Annotated in this window: 15 protein-coding genes and 3 tRNA genes; 16 read left to right on the forward strand and 2 right to left on the reverse strand. The window is 40.6% G+C overall.

Going from position 1 to position 18,771, the window contains the following annotated elements:
- Nucleotides 1–97: 97 nt before the first annotated feature.
- Nucleotides 98–1,486 (reverse strand): dihydropyrimidinase, encoded by a 1,389-nt coding sequence (gene hydA / locus DYE54_RS08210; RefSeq protein ID WP_115310774.1) that lies wholly within the window; start codon nucleotides 1,484–1,486, stop codon nucleotides 98–100.
- Between the two features lie 285 nt (nucleotides 1,487–1,771).
- Between hydA and speC the strand changes: the two genes are divergently transcribed.
- From speC to DYE54_RS08265, 11 genes are all read left to right on the forward strand, one after another.
- Nucleotides 1,772–3,982: an ornithine decarboxylase gene (speC, locus tag DYE54_RS08215; RefSeq protein WP_115310775.1), complete on the forward strand. Its 2,211-nt coding sequence runs from the start codon at nucleotides 1,772–1,774 to the stop codon at nucleotides 3,980–3,982.
- An 18-nt stretch (nucleotides 3,983–4,000) separates the two neighbouring features.
- Nucleotides 4,001–4,570 carry a TIGR01440 family protein gene (locus tag DYE54_RS08220; protein ID WP_115310776.1) on the forward strand — a complete coding sequence of 190 codons (570 nt, stop codon included), beginning with the start codon at nucleotides 4,001–4,003 and terminating at the stop codon, nucleotides 4,568–4,570.
- Nucleotides 4,571–4,586: 16 nt separating this feature from the next.
- Nucleotides 4,587–5,042: a DUF3290 domain-containing protein gene (locus DYE54_RS08225; protein WP_115310777.1), complete on the forward strand. Its 456-nt coding sequence runs from the start codon at nucleotides 4,587–4,589 to the stop codon at nucleotides 5,040–5,042.
- Nucleotides 5,043–5,049: 7 nt separating this feature from the next.
- Nucleotides 5,050–5,694, forward strand: coding sequence for a DUF421 domain-containing protein (locus DYE54_RS08230; protein WP_115310778.1), 645 nt, complete (start codon nucleotides 5,050–5,052; stop codon nucleotides 5,692–5,694).
- A gap of 32 nt (nucleotides 5,695–5,726) precedes the next feature.
- The gene (locus DYE54_RS08235) at nucleotides 5,727–6,011 is read left to right on the forward strand and encodes a hypothetical protein (protein WP_115310779.1); all 285 of its coding nucleotides are present in this window, start codon (nucleotides 5,727–5,729) and stop codon (nucleotides 6,009–6,011) included.
- A 103-nt stretch (nucleotides 6,012–6,114) separates the two neighbouring features.
- The gene (locus tag DYE54_RS08240; protein ID WP_115310780.1) at nucleotides 6,115–6,870 is read left to right on the forward strand and encodes an exodeoxyribonuclease III; all 756 of its coding nucleotides are present in this window, start codon (nucleotides 6,115–6,117) and stop codon (nucleotides 6,868–6,870) included.
- 302 nt (nucleotides 6,871–7,172) lie between these two features.
- On the forward strand, nucleotides 7,173–8,429 hold the full coding sequence (locus DYE54_RS08245; protein ID WP_115310781.1) for a Glu/Leu/Phe/Val family dehydrogenase: 1,257 nt from the start codon (nucleotides 7,173–7,175) through the stop codon (nucleotides 8,427–8,429).
- 259 nt (nucleotides 8,430–8,688) lie between these two features.
- Nucleotides 8,689–8,764: transfer RNA gene (locus DYE54_RS08250), tRNA-Asn, on the forward strand.
- 2 nt (nucleotides 8,765–8,766) lie between these two features.
- Nucleotides 8,767–8,841 (forward strand) — tRNA-Glu (locus DYE54_RS08255).
- Between the two features lie 4 nt (nucleotides 8,842–8,845).
- Nucleotides 8,846–8,921, forward strand: a tRNA-Val gene (locus tag DYE54_RS08260).
- A 142-nt stretch (nucleotides 8,922–9,063) separates the two neighbouring features.
- Nucleotides 9,064–10,623: an LPO_1073/Vpar_1526 family protein gene (locus DYE54_RS08265; RefSeq protein WP_115310782.1), complete on the forward strand. Its 1,560-nt coding sequence runs from the start codon at nucleotides 9,064–9,066 to the stop codon at nucleotides 10,621–10,623.
- A gap of 119 nt (nucleotides 10,624–10,742) precedes the next feature.
- Here the strand turns inward: DYE54_RS08265 and DYE54_RS08270 are convergent, their stop codons facing one another.
- The gene (locus DYE54_RS08270) at nucleotides 10,743–11,459 is read right to left on the reverse strand and encodes a Crp/Fnr family transcriptional regulator (RefSeq protein WP_115310783.1); all 717 of its coding nucleotides are present in this window, start codon (nucleotides 11,457–11,459) and stop codon (nucleotides 10,743–10,745) included.
- Nucleotides 11,460–11,670: 211 nt separating this feature from the next.
- Here DYE54_RS08270 and hcp point away from each other — a divergent pair, with 211 nt between their 5' ends.
- The 5 genes from hcp (at nucleotide 11,671) to DYE54_RS08295 (ending at nucleotide 18,761) form a co-directional block, all read left to right on the forward strand.
- Nucleotides 11,671–13,242 carry a hydroxylamine reductase gene (gene hcp / locus DYE54_RS08275; protein WP_115310784.1) on the forward strand — a complete coding sequence of 524 codons (1,572 nt, stop codon included), beginning with the start codon at nucleotides 11,671–11,673 and terminating at the stop codon, nucleotides 13,240–13,242.
- Nucleotides 13,243–13,609: 367 nt separating this feature from the next.
- Complete coding sequence (gene sdaAB, locus DYE54_RS08280) at nucleotides 13,610–14,290, forward strand: L-serine ammonia-lyase, iron-sulfur-dependent subunit beta (protein ID WP_115310785.1); 681 nt, start codon at nucleotides 13,610–13,612, stop codon at nucleotides 14,288–14,290.
- Complete coding sequence (gene sdaAA / locus DYE54_RS08285; protein WP_115310786.1) at nucleotides 14,287–15,159, forward strand: L-serine ammonia-lyase, iron-sulfur-dependent, subunit alpha; 873 nt, start codon at nucleotides 14,287–14,289, stop codon at nucleotides 15,157–15,159. The genes sdaAB and sdaAA overlap by 4 nt, the downstream gene beginning before the upstream one ends.
- 158 nt (nucleotides 15,160–15,317) lie before the next feature.
- Nucleotides 15,318–16,790, forward strand: a complete 1,473-nt coding sequence (locus DYE54_RS08290) for a CCA tRNA nucleotidyltransferase (RefSeq protein WP_115311126.1) — start codon at nucleotides 15,318–15,320, stop codon at nucleotides 16,788–16,790.
- A gap of 6 nt (nucleotides 16,791–16,796) precedes the next feature.
- Nucleotides 16,797–18,761: a penicillin-binding transpeptidase domain-containing protein gene (locus DYE54_RS08295; protein WP_115310787.1), complete on the forward strand. Its 1,965-nt coding sequence runs from the start codon at nucleotides 16,797–16,799 to the stop codon at nucleotides 18,759–18,761.
- Nucleotides 18,762–18,771: the final 10 nt, after the last annotated feature.

An 18,771-nucleotide genomic window follows, 5' to 3' on the forward strand; every position in this document is an offset into this window, starting at 1 on the left:
GAGCTATCTTGAACTACAGTGAGTTCGAGGATAGCTCCTTTTTACTGTTTGTGGTTATTGTAATACTTAGCAAACCTTGGGACGTGATTGTTACGTTTTATATGCGTTTTCGGTGGACTAACTGACCATAGCCTGCCTCACCACAGAACGTATTATTTTCAGCAATTAATTGACCGCGTAAGAAGACTTTTGCTACGGTGACATTAACAGACATTCCTTCGTAGGCTGAATACCCACAGGTTGTGTGTAGCGTATTAGCCGTAAAGGTACGGGATTCTTTAGGATTAAAGAGTACAATATCGGCATCATAGCCGATTTGAATATCCCCTTTGCGTGGTAGCCCAAAAATTGTAGCCGCATTGGTAGCGGTCACTTGTACAAATTGTTCAGGTGTAAGTTTGCCGGTTAAGACACCTTCGCTAAATAGTAAAGGCATTCGTTCCTCTACGCCTGAAATGCCACCAGGACAGTGGCGGAAATCATTGACATAGGCCTGTTTTTCTTCAACGGTGAAAGGACAATGGTCAGTGGCAACGACTTGGATTGCGCCTGTTTGTAAGCCTTGCCAAAGGGCCGCTTGATCTGCTTGTTTGCGCAATGGTGGGGCTAACATATATTTGATCCCCTCTAAAGGACCACCGTCACTGAATTTTGAATCTGTAAGAAATAGGTATTGGGGACATGTTTCTATGAAGATATTTTGTTGGTTCGTTTCACGGGCTAGCATGACTTCACGAAGACTTTCTTTGGCTGATAAGTGGACGATATAAATAGGGGCATCGCCAGCAGTTTTGGCCAAACCAAGAACATTGGCGACACTTATACTTTCAGCTACATTAGGTCGAGTGGTTGCTTGGCTAGCTGGAGTGAGTTCGTTTTTAGATAAGCGACGTCGTAAAGAGGTTGTAATGACATCATTTTCAGCATGGATTGTAAGTAGCCCATGACTTGTTTTCATTTGTTCGAGAATGGCTAGTAGTTCGGCATCGTGCATGGGGGCACTATAGGTTGTATAAGCTTTAAAAGAGGGAAATCCTTCTAGGGTGATGAGTTCATTAGCTTCAGTTAATATTTGCTCATCAATATGCTGAAAAACACCGTGAAAGCTATAATCAATCGGGCAGCTTTGGGCCAGCTTTTTATATATGTCAAATTGGTGGTGCAGGGTACAACCTTTAGGGCCAAAGGCCATATGGTCAATGATTGTAGTAGTACCACCACAGGCAGCGGCTAGGCCACCGTGATAAAAATCATCACAAGAGCGATGTAGCGGGGATTGCTGTAAATCAAAATGCGTGTGGGGATCAATGCCACCAGGGACTACATAATGGTCTGTAGCATCAATAATTTCGTAGGAGTCATCAACAAGTTGCCGTCCTTTGAGGGGCTCTGTAATGGCTGAGATGATCGTCTTAGAGATTATAATATCGCCTTTAAAATGACGTGTAGCCGTGCAGATTAGGCCATTTTCTATGAGATAGTTCATGGTGTTTCCTTTCATAATTGAGTGAAGCTTGAGGGATAGATGGTAAATAGTAAATAGGTACAAAGATTGTTGATTTTGCTAATATATTTATATCATACGCTTTTTAATGTTGAAATCCTAGCGTGAAGTATTCTAATTTGGAATTATTCGTAAAAATAGCCCTACTGTAATAAATAAGGTATAATGAATAATAAGTATTTTAGAGGATTTTGTAGATTGCTATGTCTTTAAATATATAGCGAGTTTGTTTCTAGTAAATAGCAATACTCATAAAGGAGGTCTTATATGTCCATTCTTAAAGTGGCCATTTCTGAACAGGCAGAAGCTGTTATTGGCATGATTACTAAACGTCCTGTGATTCGACCGACAGCTACAGATTTTACAGATGTAGGGGCGGTGCTCATTGGTGATTGTGAAATTGATACGTTAGCTACGACACCAGTCAAAGCATTTGATATTCCCGTATTTGTGGTTCGTACAGGAACTGGTATGGAAGGGTTGACTCCAGAGCAAGTGGCTAAGGCTGAAGATACTGTGTTGCGTGATGCGTATGGTATTTTGGATAGTGAACCTTCAGAGCGCGAATTTTATGCACGGCGTGTAGAGACGGCCGTGCAAAATTATGAACAACGGTCTTTACCACCATTTTTTAGCACTTTGCGCCGATATGTAGAGACGGGTAATTCGCAGTTTAATTGTCCTGGTCATCAAGGTGGCCAGTTTTTTAGAAAACATCCGGCTGGTCGTGCGTTTTATGATTTTTATGGTGAAAATATTTTCCGTAGTGATTTATGTAATGCTGATGTGCAATTAGGAGACTTGTTGATTCATGAAGGTTATGCTTTAGATGCACAGGAACATGCAGCTCAAGTATTCAATGCGGATAAAACGTATTTTGTATTAAATGGCACCTCGACTTCTAATAAAGTTGTGCTTAATGCTTTATTAGCGCCGGGGGATATTGTGTTATATGATCGGAATAATCATAAATCGATTTCTCATGGCGCTTTAGTGCAGGCTGGTGCTATTCCTGTTTATTTAGAAACAGCACGTAATCCGTTTGGGTCCATTGGTGGTATTCCAGAGGCTTGTTTTGATGAAACGGTGCTTTGGGAGCGTATTGCAGAACGAGATCCAGCAAAAGCTAAGGCAGAGCGTCCTATTCGTCTAGCCGTTATTCAATTGGGAACCTATGATGGCACGATTTACAATGCGCGCCAAGTAGTAGATAAGATTGGCCATTTGTGTGATTATATTTTATTTGATTCTGCTTGGGTCGGCTATGAACAATTTATTCCTATGATGAAAGATTGTTCCCCTTTATTGCTCGAGTTAGGGCCTGATGATCCAGGGATTATTGTGACACAATCTGTGCATAAACAATTAGCTGGCTTTTCACAGACCTCACAAATTCATAAAAAAGATGGTCATATTCGGGGGCAAGCACGCTATGTGAATCAGAAACGGTTTAATAATGCTTTTATGATGCATGCGTCAACGTCACCCTTTTATCCGCTGTTTGCAGCGCTTGATGTAAATGCTAAGATTCATGCTGGGGAAGGTGGTCTTGCTTTATGGCATGATTGTGTGGCTGTAGGTATTGAAGCACGTAAGACAGTATTACGGAACTGTCAATATTTGCGTCCTTTAGTACCACCAATGGTACATGGCAAACCTTGGGAAGAAGGTAAGACTGTTGATATGGCACAAGATATTGCTTATTTTTCCTTTGAACCAGATGCTAAATGGCACTCCTTTGCTGGGTATGGGGACGGGCAATATTTTATTGATCCTTGCAAATTTCAATTAATTACGCCAGGGATTAATATGGAAACTGGGGCCTATGAATCCTTCGGGATTCCTGCTACAATTTTGGCTAATTATCTGCGCGAGCATCAGGTTATTCCTGAAAAGTGTGATTTAAATACAATCCTTTTCTTATTGACACCAGCTGAATCATATACAAAAATGGATGCGTTGATTGCCAAATTATTGCGTTTTGAGCAACTGATTGAAGCGGATGCGCCTATGCAGGAGGTATTGCCGACATTGTATGCTATGCATATTGATAAATACCGTGGATATACGATTCGCCAACTTTGTCAAGAAATGCATGATTTTTATAAAGCCCGTCAAGTGAGTCAGTTGCAACAGCGATTATTTCAAAAAGACTATTTTCCGACTTATGTGAAAACACCACAGGAGGCTAATATTGATTTTGTTCGTGGCTATGGCGAGTTAGTTCCTATTGCTGATTGTGTTGGACGTATAGCGCTAGAAGGAGCTTTGCCCTATCCGCCAGGGGTTATTTGTGTACAGCCCGGTGAAGTGTGGTCAGAGACGGCGCGTGATTATTTTGTTGCCTTGGAAGAAGGCATTAATGCATTGCCTGGATTTGCACCAGAGCTACAAGGGGTGTATATTGAAAGAGATGAAACGGGTTACCGAAGAGCGTATGCGTATGTATTGCGTGAAGCGGTAGTGGTTAAAGCATAATGAGGAAGAAGGGGTATAATGGGATTACCAAATGAGGCGTTAGTCGCCATTAAAGAGGCTGTTACAGCAGCGGTGACAGAATTGGTGGCTGTGGGGCGTTTAAGCGCTGGTCATGTATTGGTTGTAGGTTGCTCAACTAGTGAGGTGCGGGGCGCACGCATAGGGACTGACTCAACTACTGAAGTAGGACAGACCATTGTAGAGGCTTTATTAGCCGTATTAGCACCCAAACAAATTGCCCTAGCGGTGCAATGTTGTGAACATTTAAATCGAGCATTAGTCGTAGAGGCTACCGTAGCCAAGGCCCATGGGTGGCCTATTTGCAATGCTGTACCACAATTACATGCAGGGGGGGCTGCATCGATGGCGGCTTTTGCACAATTTAAGGAGCCTGTTGTAGTTGAGACGATTCAAGCTGAAGCCGGCCTTGATATTGGTGATACGTTTATTGGCATGCATTTACGGCCTGTAGTTGTGCCAGTTCGTTTACAGGTAAAACAGATTGGTGAAGCCCATGTGACGGCAGCTCGAATCAGACCAAAATACATTGGTGGTAGCCGGGCGGTGTACGATGATTCGCTAATGTAGTAGAGGTGAAGGAAGTTTGAATTTTTATAGCTATGCCTATATTGTGCAACAAGGGCAGTTTAATGCCCTTATGCAATATGGTGTGTCTTTTTTGTTATTAATAGCACTGTTGTTAGTAAGTATTCAATTTATACGACATCGGCTGAATAGTCGGTATCGTGATTTAACCATTTTGTTATCCTTAATCATAGTGTTTGTCTTAGGTATTCGGTGGAGCGAATATGACTCGTCACTACGTAACTCAGAAGAAAGCAGTCGTATGGCTAATTTTGTAGTCACGGTTTCACAGCGTTTAGGTGTTCCTAAAGAAGATATACGGGTTAGTGCTTTACATTTGAATGAAGATGTAATTATTAGTGTAGGTAATCGTTTTTACCGAGCCCATTTTACTAACAATTTTGAAGCCTATTCGTTGACGCAAGTCCATATGATTGATTCTCAAATAAAAGTAGTGGACATAGCGAAGGAGTAAGACGATTATGATAACAGGATATACGCTCATTATGATTAAATTAATTTTGGGCATTTTATGTTTAGTTTTTCAGATTAATCTGATGGGGAAAGGCAATTTAGCACCCAATTCAGCGATTGATCAAGTGCAGAATTACGTGCTTGGTGGAATCATCGGTGGGGTTATTTATAATGACGCTATAGGGGTGTTACAATTTTTATTAGTTTTGATAGGCTGGACTATTGTGGTTATGGCTTTGCGGTATTTAGCGGCCTATAATCACTATGTGAAACGAATTATTGATGGTAGTCCTGTCATTGTTGTTGAACGTGGCGAAGTGCAAGTTGAAGATTGTATGCGTCAGGGTGTTAGTGCAGGCGAGTTACATCTGAAGCTGCGAAGTGCTGGTGTTCGGCAGATACATGAAGTCCGTCGAGCAGTGCTTGAACAAAACGGACAATTGACAGTGGTTAAATATGGGGAAGATACGGTACATTATCCCTTGATTGCTGATGGGCAAGTGGATGAAAACGTGTTATCCTTAGTAGAAAAGGATCGTGCATGGTTGGATGAAACTGTGGCGACACAAGGCTATTCTATATCCGATGTGTATATGGCTGAATTAATCAAAGATGAGTTAGTCATTACTCCTTATGTTAAAGAGGGGCGTTAACACGTAAGGGGCGATGCTGAGAGGAGCTATTTATGGCAAGTTTACAGCGTGCGTTGTTAGTGATTGCGTTTTTATATATTTTCTATCATATTTATTCGTACGGTGTGACTACGACGAACATGATTGCTGTTGTTTTATTGATAGTATCCTTTATTTTAGAAATCACACGTAAGTCTAGGCGTGCTAAATTAGAGGCCTATTTTGCTCGTAAAGAAGCTGAATTAGCTGCGGAAGAAGCGGCTAAAACGGATGTCTTGATGGAAGATACAAGGGAGAATATAGTAGATAAAACAGTGTCAAAGAATGATACTAAGTAGGTTAGTTATAAGTCATATGTCATATGTGATATGTGTATATACTTGTTTAACCTGCTGGATTAAAATAGACAAGGATGTCTATTCCATGAGAAAGGAGTCTTGCATGAAATTAATTTCTTGGAATGTCAACGGTTTACGAGCCGCTGTGACTAAAGGGTTTATGGAGAGTTTTGAAAAGCTAGATGCGGATATGTTTTGTTTACAAGAAACAAAATTACAGCCTCATCAAATTGAATTAGCGTTGCCCGGTTATGAGCAATATTGGAACAGTGCGGTTAAGAAGGGCTATAGTGGTACGGCTATTTTTACTCGTCATAAACCGATTCAAGTGACTAATGGGATTGGTATTGAAGAGCATGATCAAGAAGGTCGTGTTATTACAGCGGAATTTGAAAATTTCTTTTTGGTGACTTGTTATACACCTAATAGTCAACGGGAATTGGCTAGATTGGCCTATCGAATGACTTGGGAAGATGCATTCCGCGAGTATTTGTTAGGACTAGATGCAAAGAAGCCCGTTATTCTTTGTGGTGATTTAAATGTGGCGCATAAAGAAATTGATTTGAAAAATCCAAAAACAAATCGTAAAAATGCAGGCTTTACAGATGAAGAACGAGCAAAGATGACAGAATTATTAGGTGTTGGCTTTACTGATACGTTCCGCAAATTATATCCTGATGTGACTGATGCGTATAGCTGGTGGTCCTATATGGGCAAAGCGCGTGATAGGAATGTAGGATGGAGAATTGATTATTTTATTACATCGTCACGTTTAGATGATAAAATTGTAGAAGCGCGGATTCATCCAGATATTTTTGGTAGCGACCATTGTCCTGTTGAATTGGATATTAATCTTTAGAGAGTGATCGATTTTGATTTATACTCTATAGAATTAGAAAAATAGAGCTACTTTATAGAGAAATATCTATATTTAATAGTCATATGAATGTAAAAATTGAGAGAGTCTAGCTAACATATGTTAGCTAGACTCTTTTTGTTTCCTGCTGTTTTTGATGTATGCGTATAAGTAATGGGAAAAATGATGAATATGAAAAATGAATGGTGAATATGAGCGCTCTGTGTTATAGTGTTAACAGGATATAGATTAGTTTGTATTAAACTATTGAGTTTATTGTGTACACGCAATAAGGAGAAACGATTATGGCAAATTATAATCCCTACGAAAACATGCTTAATACTCTTGACGAAGCCGCTCAAAAACTTGGCTTAGAGCGTAACGATTATGAAGTAATTCGTCATCCAGAACGTGAATTGCAAGTAGCGATTCCAGTTCAGATGGATGATGGTCATGTAGAAGTATTTAGTGGCTACCGTACGCAACATAGCACTATTATGGGTGCAGCTAAAGGTGGCATTCGTTTCCATCCTGATTCTGACGAAAATGAAGTTCGTGCGTTGGCAGCTTGGATGACAATTAAAAACTCTATCGCTCACTTACCTTATGGTGGTGGTAAAGGCGGTATTAAAGTGGATCCTAAGAAATTAAGTCAGCGCGAATTAGAACGCTTAACTCGTGGCTTTGTACGTAAAATCGCACCTATTATTGGGGTAGATACTGACGTACCAGCACCTGATGTTAATACAAACCCACAAATTATGGCATGGATTGTTGATGAATTCTCTACATTAAAAGGCGTATGGTCACCAGGCGTTGTAACAGGTAAACCATTAGCTGTTGGTGGTTCTTTAGGCCGTAATGAAGCAACTGGTCGTGGTTGTATGTTCACTCTTAAGAGCTATCTTGAAAAGAATGGCAAAAAGATGTCGGACGTAACGATTGCCGTTCAAGGGTTTGGTAACGTAGGTAGTGTAGGTGCTTTATTGATGCATCGTGAAGGCGCTAAAATCGTAGCCATTGGTGATGTTCATGGTTCCATTTATAATGAAAATGGTATTGACGTTGAAAAAGCATACGAATATGCTAACTCTCATGGCCGTTCTTTAGAAGGGTATGAAGAAGCTGGTATGAAACGCATTCCAAATCCAGAGTTATTATTACTTGATGTAGATGTATTATACTTAGCAGCTCTTGAAAACCAAATCAATGGTAGCAATATGAAAGAAGTTAAAGCAAAAGCTATCTTAGAAGGGGCTAATGGGCCTACTACTAATGAAGCTGACCTATACTTCTTCGATAAAGGCATTGACATTATCCCTGATGTATTGGCTAATGGCGGTGGCGTTGTTACCTCTTATTATGAATGGGTTCAAAATAAAGCTGGTTTCTATTGGGACGAAGAAGAAGTAAATACTCGTCTTGAAAAGAATATGAAAATGAGTTTTGAAGAAGTATGGGCTATGCAACAGGAATACAAAGTATATCCTCGTTTAGCAGCCTACATGGTAGCATTGAAACGTTTAGTAGATGCTAGCAAACTTCGTGGCTTTAATGGCTAATTATTGTTTACTATGTACAGTTAAGTACATATCATATAACGCGTAGTTGTACTGTCTAACCAAAGCCTATGAAGTTGAGGCTCTATAATGATATAAAATAGAAGTATACTGTGCGCAACAGCGGCTAGGGAAATGATGCCTAGCCGCTTTTTATGTGACTTTTTGCTATAGAATTAAAAGCTTTTGGGAAAATGTAAAAATTATATAAAAAAGTACTTGCATTTAATTTGATTTTAGTATAGAATATCTCTTGTACCATTCCTCGATAGCTCAGTCGGTAGAGCAATCGGCTGTTAACCGATCGGTCGTAGGTTCGAGTCCTACTCGGGGAGCCAGTGGCCCGTTGGTCAAGCGGTTAAGACACCGCCCTTTCACGGCGGTATCGGGGGTTCGATTCCCCCACGGGTCACCAATATGGACGATTAGCTCAGCTGGGAGAGCGCCTGCCTTACAAGCAGGATGTCGGCAGTTCGATCCTGTCATCGTCCACCACATTGGCGAGTTCGCAATAGCGAGCTCGCTTTTTTATTTTATTATGTAACTTCATTGGCTAATAGCGTAAGATGTGGTAACATAAGAGAATAAATATATAGCTATTATGGATAAGTGAAAATCGATTGGCAGGAGGAATAAGATGTCTGCATATATACCGTATTTAGTTGTATTAGGTGTAGTTTTAGTTTTCTTTATTGTATGTTATTTAGTGTTTCGCGATGGCGGGCCACGTGAAGACGTTGCTAAGCAAGCTACAGACTCAGTTGCTAATGCTGATTATTATGCACGTAAACGACGTGATTATGGGGCTACCTACTATGGCGCAGAGAGTAAAACGGCTGATGAGGTGAGTGAAACCACTGAACAAGAATTAGCGGAGACCTTTGTACCTTTATCTAAGGAACAGGTAGGTAATGAATTTGATAGTGCTTTAGAAGATTCCACAACAACGAGTTTAGGTCGTGAGTTTGCCGCGTCTGTTAAAGAACGTCGCTTAGGTGATGATATTGTATCAGATTTAGACATGACAAAGCCGATGCTTAAGATTCCTACAGAGCCTGCGTCTACAATGGATCCTGATTTAGAATTAACGCGCCGAATTCAACGTGTTGTACCAGCTGGTGTTGAAGGAGCTGAAGCAGCCGATGATGCAACGCGTGTGATGCCTGTGATTAGCGATTCCTTGGGGAAAGATACAAAGAATGGCTATACGGCGAGTGATGGTAATCACGGACCGGCTTTAACGGATTTAATCGCATTAGGTACTAGTCATTTTATGAATTCCTTTGGTGCTGTTAGTCCGAGTACGAAGGAACAAGTATTAGATATTACCACGACGGCCTTTGAACGGTTAGGAATTACTGAGAGTGCTGAATTACATGCGCTATTAGAGAATATTGTGGTGCAAGAAGCGTTATTGTGTATGCAAAAGGCGTATGCAACGACACCGACGGCATGGATGAAAGAAACCGCTATTGAAGCCTTTATGGATGTAGTGCAGGAACCAAAATCGAGCACGCCATATTTAGTAGCGTTTGATGCTTTGCGTATTTTACCACATTTACAGCTCGGTCATTTTCAAATTTTAGCGTTAGCCTTGTTATTGCAATACTCGCGTAATTCGAATAACTATAGCTTAGAACATTTGCAGCATTATGTAGATAAATATATTGAGCCATTCTTGTCAGATTTGCCACGAGAAGAATCTATGTATCGTCAGCTTGATTATTTACGTTGTTCGACGGCTGAACCAGAACGCAATACATTCTGGGATATTATGATTCATTCGTATCCACTAGTATTTGCCTATGCTGGTTTTGATAAAGAAGAATTATCGCGCGCTTTGCGTGGGCAGGCTTTGGATGGTCGATATGTAGTAAAGAGTATTAACTCTCCTTTATTAAAATTGGCTGTTGTTGATGAAGGCTTGGCGATACGCTATTTCCAAATGGCTCAGATTGATAATCCTGAAATTCAACAGCATTTATTAGGGTTAGCGACAAGTAAACCACTTAACTTTACTCAAGCAGACCGCAAAAGGGTCTTAGAACATATTTCACCTGTATTACCAAAGGTAGCTGACATTTATGATGCTATGCCATTGAGCCATACAAGTCTCACATTGTTAGGTCTTTATTTAGGTCGGGCTCATGTGAAAGTGACGATTGGTGAAGAATTTGATTTATCACCTTGGTTTTGATAAAAGTATAGCGTGCTACATAGAGGAAACGCCACTCTTCCGTAGAGGAGAGTGGCGTTTTTGTATTTAGAATCAGCTAAAAGAAGCTGTAAAGTCCATGCTGTACTATTTTTAGTGCGTTAGAAACTATATTCACTAATTGCTTGTAAATCTAAGAGGGTTACTTTTTTACCTTCTAAGGTAATAATACTTTCATCTTGTAAGCGCCCTAATTCACGACTTAATGAAGTTCGCGATACATTGAGGACATCGGCCATTTCTTGTCGATTGTGAGGTAACGTAATGGGGTTTTGTTTTTGACGGCGATATAAATCATCGAAATACGCGAAGATGCGTTCACGCATGCCCTTTAAAGAGAGATAATGAACTTTACGGGTAAGGGCGAGTGCTTTTTCAGACATGTCATGTAGCAAATTAGTTAAAATTTGTTTTTGACAAGTATCACAATGATTAAACGAGTTAGTGAAGGCTGATTTAGGTAAAAATAGGACTTCGCAATCTTTAGTTGTTTGGATTGTAGCCGGCCAGTTTGGTATATCGGTAAATAGTAAAGCTTCGCCAAACATGGCAGAAGGGGTTAATTCGGTCATAATAGTGCGTTGGCCTAGTACGTTTTCTCGAGTTAAGTGGGCACGACCTGACAGTAATAATCCCATACCTTCCATAGGTTCGCCGGCAATCGCGATAAAACTATTCTTTTTGAATGTTTTGATGGTTAGGTCTGGAGAACTTAAAAAGAGTCGTAATTCGTCTTCTCCTATATGGCGAAATAAGGCGCTACTACTTAGCGTTGTTAAATATGAAGAAATAGTGTCATTTGATAATCCGATACTCATAGACGCCTCCTTTAGATAAAATTTTGGTAAATGTTGCCATAGCTACCGTTTTTCATTTACAAGTATAATATACTTTACTTGTAGTTACAAATAAACAACTTGCATATAGTGATAGTTTACTAGGTCTTGCAGCAAGTGATGTATATGTTTTAGCTTTCTTGCTAGTGTTGAGAAAGTGCGTATCGGGTGAGTCCCGAAGAAGGAGGATACTATGAGTATGTTTTGTTTCCAATGTGAACAGTCTGCTAATCCAGGTGGTTGTACTGTACAAGGTGTATGTGGTAAAACGGCACCTGTTGCTAATAAACAAGATGAATTGACAGCTGCTTTGATTGGATTAGCCCGTGCTTGTGATGCTAAAGGTGCATCTGCTAAAGAATACCAATTATTAAAACAAGGTTTGTTCATGTGTGTAACAAACGTTAACTTTGATGAAGATCGTGTACAAGAGTTTATTAATCGTGTAGAAGCAACGCGTACGGCTATTGATGGTAGTGCTCAAGATTTTGATTGGGAAGCTCTTTGGGTAGGTGAAGAAGATATCATTTCCTTACGTTCTACTTTGCTCCTTGGGATGCGTGGTATGGCTGCCTATGCTTGGCATGCCTCTGTACTTGGCTATGATGATGCTGAAGTAGATGCTTGGTTTGTAAAAGGTCTTGTAGAATTTGCTAAGGATCACAGTGCTGATGAATGGTTGGCTTTATTGATGGAATTCGGTCATGTAAACTTGAAATGTATGGCCCTTCTTGATGCGGCTAATACGGAAAGTTATGGTACACCAGTGCCAACTAAAGTGCCTTTGACAGTCGAACCAGGTCCTTTCATCGTAGTAACTGGTCATGACTTACATGATCTTAAAATGTTATTGGAACAATCCGAAGGTAAAGGCGTTAACATTTATACTCATGGTGAAATGTTACCTTGTCATGCGTATCCTGAACTTAAAAAATATGCACACTTAAAAGGGAATTTCGGTACAGCTTGGCAGAATCAGCAGAATGAATTTGATGGTGTACCAGGTGCATTCCTATTTACAACTAACTGTTTAATGCCACCTCGTAAAACGTATGAAGATAATATTTTCACTACTGATATGGTAGGTTTCCCAGGGCTTAAACATGTAGAGGCGAAGGAAGATGGCACTAAAGATTTCACGGCTGTTATTGAAAAAGCACTTGAACTTGGTGGTTATACAGAACCTCAAGAATTTACAGGGATTAATGGTGGTCATGAAGTAACAACTGGTTTTGGCCATGGTACGGTACTTAGCATTGCTGATAAAGTAATTGATGCTGTTAAAGCAGGGGCGATTAAACATTTCTTCTTGGTTGGTGGTTGCGACGGTGCTAAAGTAGGCCGTAACTACTATACTGAATTTGTAAAACAAACACCGAAAGATACAGTAGTCTTAACATTAGCTTGTGGTAAATATCGTTTCAATGACCTTGAAATTGGCGAAATTGGTGGCATTCCACGTATGCTTGATATGGGTCAATGTAATGATGCGTACTCGGCTATTCAAGTAGCTGTAGCATTGGCTGGTGCATTTGAATGTGATGTAAATGACTTGCCATTAACACTCGTATTGTCTTGGTATGAACAAAAAGCAGTATGTATCTTGTTAACATTATTAGCCTTAGGTATCCGTAACATCTATATTGGACCTACTTTACCTAAATTCTTATCTAGTAATGTATTAGGAATTTTAGTTGAAAAATTCCAATTACATCCAATTACTACACCAGAAGAAGATATGAAAGCAATTTTAGGTAATAACTAATTATATTTTAGCAAGTAATATAACTGAATTGGTGCTGTGGGATTGTAATTCATTAGTAGGCTAAAGGATTACAAAAACATATATAAGCCATGCAACCCCCTCCTAGGAGGGGGTTGTTTTTGTATTTTATGCTCAAAAATTCAACTTGTTTCCCTATACGAGATATTTTCTGTGCGCCAAGAAGCAAGTATTTATGGGCGAATTGAGAACGTAATGAATATGTCATGCATAAAAAGTATAGTGTTGTCTATTCTGCAAAAACAATCTGTGGTATAATACAAATTAAGGTAAGCCGTGGCTTTACGATATATGGTATAGAAGAAAAAGCCTTGTGACGGCGTGAAAACGTTTCCTGTAGGAGGACATAATGAGCAGTGTTTTTGAGATTATCGGGCCGGTGATGATTGGTCCATCCAGTTCGCACACCGCAGGGGCTGCGCGATTGGGCAAAATGGCGCGTTATATTTTTAAGGAACATATTGAACGCGTAGATTTAACATTATTTGGATCCTTTGCTAAAACCTATAAAGGACATGGCACTGACCGTGCATTGATTGGTGGTTTGTTGGGGTTTGATGCGGAAGATGAACGCATTCGTGATGCTTTTAAAGCAGCGGCTAAGGGGAATTTACAATATCAATTTATTGAATCGGCTGAAGATGGTGGTCATCCCAATGAAGTACGATTCGACTTATATGGAAAAAATGATTATCATATGTCAATCGTAGGTCGTTCATTAGGGGGCGGTCGTATTTTAGTGACAAATGTTAATGCGTTAGATGTAGAAATTTCTGGGGAAGATTATACAATCTTAACATTCCATCATGATTGCCCAGGTGTGATTGCAGCGGTAACTAGCTTATTAGGCCGAGCGGCGGTTAATATTTCAACCATGAAAGTATTCCGCAAACGTAAACACTGTGAAGCAGTTATGTTGATTAATACAGACTCCCCTGTTGAGGCGAGTGTAATGAGTGAAATTCAGAAGAATAAAGATATTTCTTCCGTTATGTATTTTGAACCATTAGAAAAGGCGGTAGCAGAATGAGTTACTTATATGAAACTTTAGCAGATTTGATGCATCTCAGCGAAACTCATGATTTGCCAGTTTGGGAAATTGTGATTCGAGCGGAAATGGAAGCTACCGGTGAAACTCGTGAAGCTATCGAAAGAGAAGCACTTCGTCGAGTACAGATTTTTAAAGATTCTGTAGTGAATGGGATTGAGGATCGTAAACGTACATTAAGCGGCATGTCTGGTGGTCAGGCACATGTGTTATTGGGACACAATCCGCGTTTATTGAGTCCAGTGGCGTATAAAGCCTTAACATATGCCATTGCGGTAAATGAAGCTAATGCTAAAATGTTCCGCGTAGTCGCTTGTCCAACAGCTGGTTCTTGTGGTGTTATGCCAGGCTGTATGTGTGCGGTTGGTGAAGAGTTTGAAATGGATGATGCGGCCTTTTTACGTGGTTTCTTTACCGGTGCAGGGATTGGCAATGTAATTACGAATCAGGCCTGTGTAGCTGGGGCTGTTGGCGGTTGTCAAGCTGAAGTTGGTTCGGCTGCAGCTATGGCTGCTGGGGCGATTGTAGCCATGTTAGAAGGCACTACCAAGCAGGTTATGAATGCAGTTGCTTTATGTTTGAAAAATGTGCTAGGTCTTGTGTGTGATCCGGTAGCAGGGCTTGTAGAAGTACCTTGTGTAAAACGTAATGGCGTTTATGCAGTGCATGCCTTTAGCGCAGCTGAAATGGCGATGGCTGGTTTAATTAGTCAGATTCCAGTAGATGAAGTCATTGAGGCTATGGACCGGATTGGTCGCGCTTTGCCAAGCACGCTTCGTGAAACGAGTGAAGGTGGGCTGGCTACGACAGAAACAGGTCGTCGTATTGCTGCTCAATTGCGCGATATGTAATATGAATGCATCTTTGCAAGGAAACTTGTGAAGATGCATTTTTTATATGATAAATTAGTATTGACCTACCTCTGATTTCTCTTAAATTGCTATATTCAAAAGGATGAATTTAATAAGGGGCTATGCTATAATAAAGTATTATGAGAGAGGTGAGGATGATGAAATGGTTTACACAGTCGAAGACAATACTGAAGCCGTCAGGGCCTATTTGGGCTGGGGCAGTGCGTATTATACAAGCTTTGGCGACAGCTGGGTTTGAAGCTTACGTCGTAGGTGGTGCTGTACGTGACTTATTACTTCATCAAGATCCTCATGATTATGATATTGTGACTAAGGCTAGGCCTGATGAAATCATAGCTGTTATGGAACAATGTGGATATACAACAACGGGTGTTATTGGCAAGTCTTTTGGTGTTGTGGTTGTTTCTGTACCAGAAGGTTCCTATGAGGTGACTACTTATCGGCAGGAACGTTATGGTGCTGATAGTCATCGCCCTGAAGAAGTAACCTATGCGGATTCGCTAGTTGAGGACGTGAAACGACGAGATTTCACTGTTAATGGGATGGCTATGAGTGTCACTGGTGAAGTGGTAGATTTAGTTGGTGGTTTGCAAGATTTGAAGAAACGGACATTGCGAACTATTGGTGATGCTAATGAACGATTTCAGGAAGATGCGCTTCGTTTATTTCGTGCATGTCGTTTCATTGGTAAACTTGACTTTTTACCGCATCGTACCTTATTAGCGGGGATGACGCCTAGCTTTGAACGAGTTAAAGGGTTGTCGCTAGAACGAGTGCGTCAAGAGTTGGACGGCTTGTTGGTAACACCGGCGGTGGCTAAAGGTCTTGATGTATTGGTTCAGTCAGGTCTTGCCAATTGTTCATGCCGTGTGTTAGAACATGGTGAGTATAAAGAAGTTCCTATCTTGCCAGAATTACATCATTTAGTAGGTTTGCCACAACAACCAGAATTTCATGCTTATGATGGCTGGCTACATACCTTAGCGGTAGTACAAGCTACTCGCCCAGACTTAACCTTGCGTTGGGCTGCCTTATTGCATGATGTAGCCAAAGGTGAAGAAGGGATACGCGGTTTTAATAATGGCCGTATCACGGATCGTGGTCATGATAAAGCGGGGGCTGTTATGGCAGAGGATATTTTAACGCGGCTCCAATATCCCAAACAGTTAGTTAATCGTGTGGCTTGGCTAGTAAGTAGTCATATGCGGTTTCACTATTTTGTAAATAATGAAGAGGCCGATCCATGGAAATGGATGCGCAAAGAAGCTGTAAGTGGTACATTTCGTAAAAGTGATGAATTAAAAGAGGCTGTTCTTCAAATGGCAGAAGTATGTGCCGCTGATGTCATTGGCTGTGGTCGCCCTCATAGTAGTACGGCAGGGACGCTGGCATTTGGTGATTGTTTAGCTGAGATTACTAAGTCTATGCCGATTCATACTCGTGATTTAGCATATGGTCCAGAATTGCCTGATTTATTAGGTAAGCAAACAGGAACGATTTTACAAGAATTATTAGTTCAAGTGCGTAGTGGTCAAGTAGCAAATGAGCCGACAGCCTTGTTAGCGGCGGCTGAGCGTAAATTGGCACGAAAAGCACATAAGGAGTTATAACGATTTATGATTAAAGGTGAAGAAAAAATAGCCTTTCGTGATAATATATTTAAGCTTATGGCTTTTGTGTCTTTGGCTATTGCTGTACTGGTTTGTCGTTTGATTTGGCTACAAGTCATTGATAAAACAACATTGGATACTAAAAATTTAGATCAGGTGGAAACAAGTCGTAAGTTACAATCACCGCGCGGTACCATTTATGACCGCAATGGGAACCCTTTGGCCATGAGTATGGTAACACGTTCGTTATATGCGGATCCTAAGATGATTAAAAAGTCACCAGACGAAATTGCCTCACTTATTGCGCCCTATACACGGATAAAAGAAGATGAAATTGTAAAACGGCTTAAAGAAGATACGGCTTTTATTTGGCTTGATCGCATGATGGATCCTGATAAATCGAAAGCGTTAGCGCAGGTCATGAAAGAAAATGAATTAGAAGGGCTTAATTTCGTAGAAGAAAGTCGTCGTTTTTATCCAAATGGCAATCTATTAGCGCAAGTGTTAGGTTTTGTAGGCACTGATGACAAGGGACTTGATGGCCTTGAAATGGCTAAGGATGATATTATCCGTGGTGGCATTACCAAAGAACTTGTTGCTACAGACCAACATGGCAATGCGATTTTTGGTTCAGTGCTTTCTAAATTTTTGCCAGAGAAAGAACGAAGCATTACATTAACAATTGATACGACAGTTCAGTTTATTGCTGAACGAGCACTCGATAAAGTTATGGCAGAGTCGAAGCCAAATGGGGCGAGCATTATTATTATGGACCCTAAGACTGGTGAAATTTTGGCTATGGCTAATCGTCCGACCTATGACCCGAATCATTATGAAAAAGGAAGTGAAAATTCCTTTAAAAATCGAGCTGTTATTGATATGTATGAACCGGGCTCGACATTTAAACCATTGACGGCTTCCGCAGCGTTAGCTTCTGGTAAATGGTCGGTAGATACTGTGTACAATGATATGGGGAGTATTAATATTAGTGGTCATACCATACAAAACTGGAATGGTGAAGGGTATGGCAATGTAAAATTATTAGAAATTTTGAAATATTCCATTAATACTGGGATGGCACAATTAGGTGTTACTACAGGTAAGTCCATTATGATGGACTATTTAAAGGCCTATGGATTTGGCAAGAAGACGGGCATTGAATTACCTGGTGAAGCAGAGGGTCAATTAATTCCTGAGGAAGATATTTCACAACTTGACTTAGCTACGATGGCGTTTGGTCAAAGTGTGGCGGTTACGCCTTTGCAAATGGTGCAAGCTTTTGGAGCTATTGCGAATGGTGGGAAGATGATGATGCCTCATATTATTAAAAGTATTAATAATCCTGATGGTAGCCCTGTAGAAACTGAAGAAATTAAAGAGGTGGGGCAGCCAATTCCTGAAGATGTGGCCAAAACTATTTTAGGCATGCTTGAAAAAGAAGTGTCTGAAGGGGGCGGTAATAAAGCGGCTGTTGATGGGTATCATTTTGCTGGTAAAACAGGGACCGCCCAAAAATTAGATGCTGAACACGGGGGGTACTTGGATGGACGTTACATCGCTTCCTTTGTTGGCGTAGGGCCGGTTGAAGATCCTCGTTTTGTAGCCCTTGTCGTAATTGATGACCCTAATGGAGTTTATTATGGTGGACAAATCGCGGCCCCTGTATTCAAAGACATTATGAGTCAATTAGTACGTTACTTCCAATTGTCGCCTTCGGTGACTAAGGAAAAGGATTTACAAGGACAGGAAGCGACACATAGACCGTCTAAACCAGCGGTGTCTAAATCGGATGATGGCACTATTATTTTGCCAGATTTTACAGGTTGGACAACGGGGGAAGTTCGTGATTGGCTTCATGAAGCGGGCTTACAATTTATTCCTGATGGCACAGGCTATGCGATTAGCCAAGATGAGCCAGGTGGGGCTGAAGTCTCTATAGGGGATGCTGTTACAGTATATTTTAAACGTTAAGGAGGATATG

This window comes from Veillonella criceti (assembly GCF_900460315.1).
Classification (GTDB): Bacteria; Bacillota; Negativicutes; order Veillonellales; family Veillonellaceae; genus Veillonella_A; species Veillonella_A criceti.

Excerpts from the sequence above, each read along its gene's own strand:
- hydA (WP_115310774.1), bottom strand. The coding sequence starts at position 1,486 with ATGAACTATCTCATAGAAAATGGCCTAATCTGCACGGCTACACGTCAT.
- speC (WP_115310775.1), top strand. The coding sequence starts at position 1,772 with ATGTCCATTCTTAAAGTGGCCATTTCTGAACAGGCAGAAGCTGTTATT.
- DYE54_RS08220 (WP_115310776.1), top strand. The coding sequence starts at position 4,001 with ATGGGATTACCAAATGAGGCGTTAGTCGCCATTAAAGAGGCTGTTACA.
- DYE54_RS08230 (WP_115310778.1), top strand. The coding sequence starts at position 5,050 with ATGATAACAGGATATACGCTCATTATGATTAAATTAATTTTGGGCATT.
- DYE54_RS08235 (WP_115310779.1), top strand. The coding sequence starts at position 5,727 with ATGGCAAGTTTACAGCGTGCGTTGTTAGTGATTGCGTTTTTATATATT.
- DYE54_RS08240 (WP_115310780.1), top strand. The coding sequence starts at position 6,115 with ATGAAATTAATTTCTTGGAATGTCAACGGTTTACGAGCCGCTGTGACT.
- DYE54_RS08245 (WP_115310781.1), top strand. The coding sequence starts at position 7,173 with ATGGCAAATTATAATCCCTACGAAAACATGCTTAATACTCTTGACGAA.
- DYE54_RS08265 (WP_115310782.1), top strand. The coding sequence starts at position 9,064 with ATGTCTGCATATATACCGTATTTAGTTGTATTAGGTGTAGTTTTAGTT.
- DYE54_RS08270 (WP_115310783.1), bottom strand. The coding sequence starts at position 11,459 with ATGAGTATCGGATTATCAAATGACACTATTTCTTCATATTTAACAACG.
- hcp (WP_115310784.1), top strand. The coding sequence starts at position 11,671 with ATGAGTATGTTTTGTTTCCAATGTGAACAGTCTGCTAATCCAGGTGGT.
- sdaAB (WP_115310785.1), top strand. The coding sequence starts at position 13,610 with ATGAGCAGTGTTTTTGAGATTATCGGGCCGGTGATGATTGGTCCATCC.
- sdaAA (WP_115310786.1), top strand. The coding sequence starts at position 14,287 with ATGAGTTACTTATATGAAACTTTAGCAGATTTGATGCATCTCAGCGAA.
- DYE54_RS08290 (WP_115311126.1), top strand. The coding sequence starts at position 15,318 with ATGAAATGGTTTACACAGTCGAAGACAATACTGAAGCCGTCAGGGCCT.
- DYE54_RS08295 (WP_115310787.1), top strand. The coding sequence starts at position 16,797 with ATGATTAAAGGTGAAGAAAAAATAGCCTTTCGTGATAATATATTTAAG.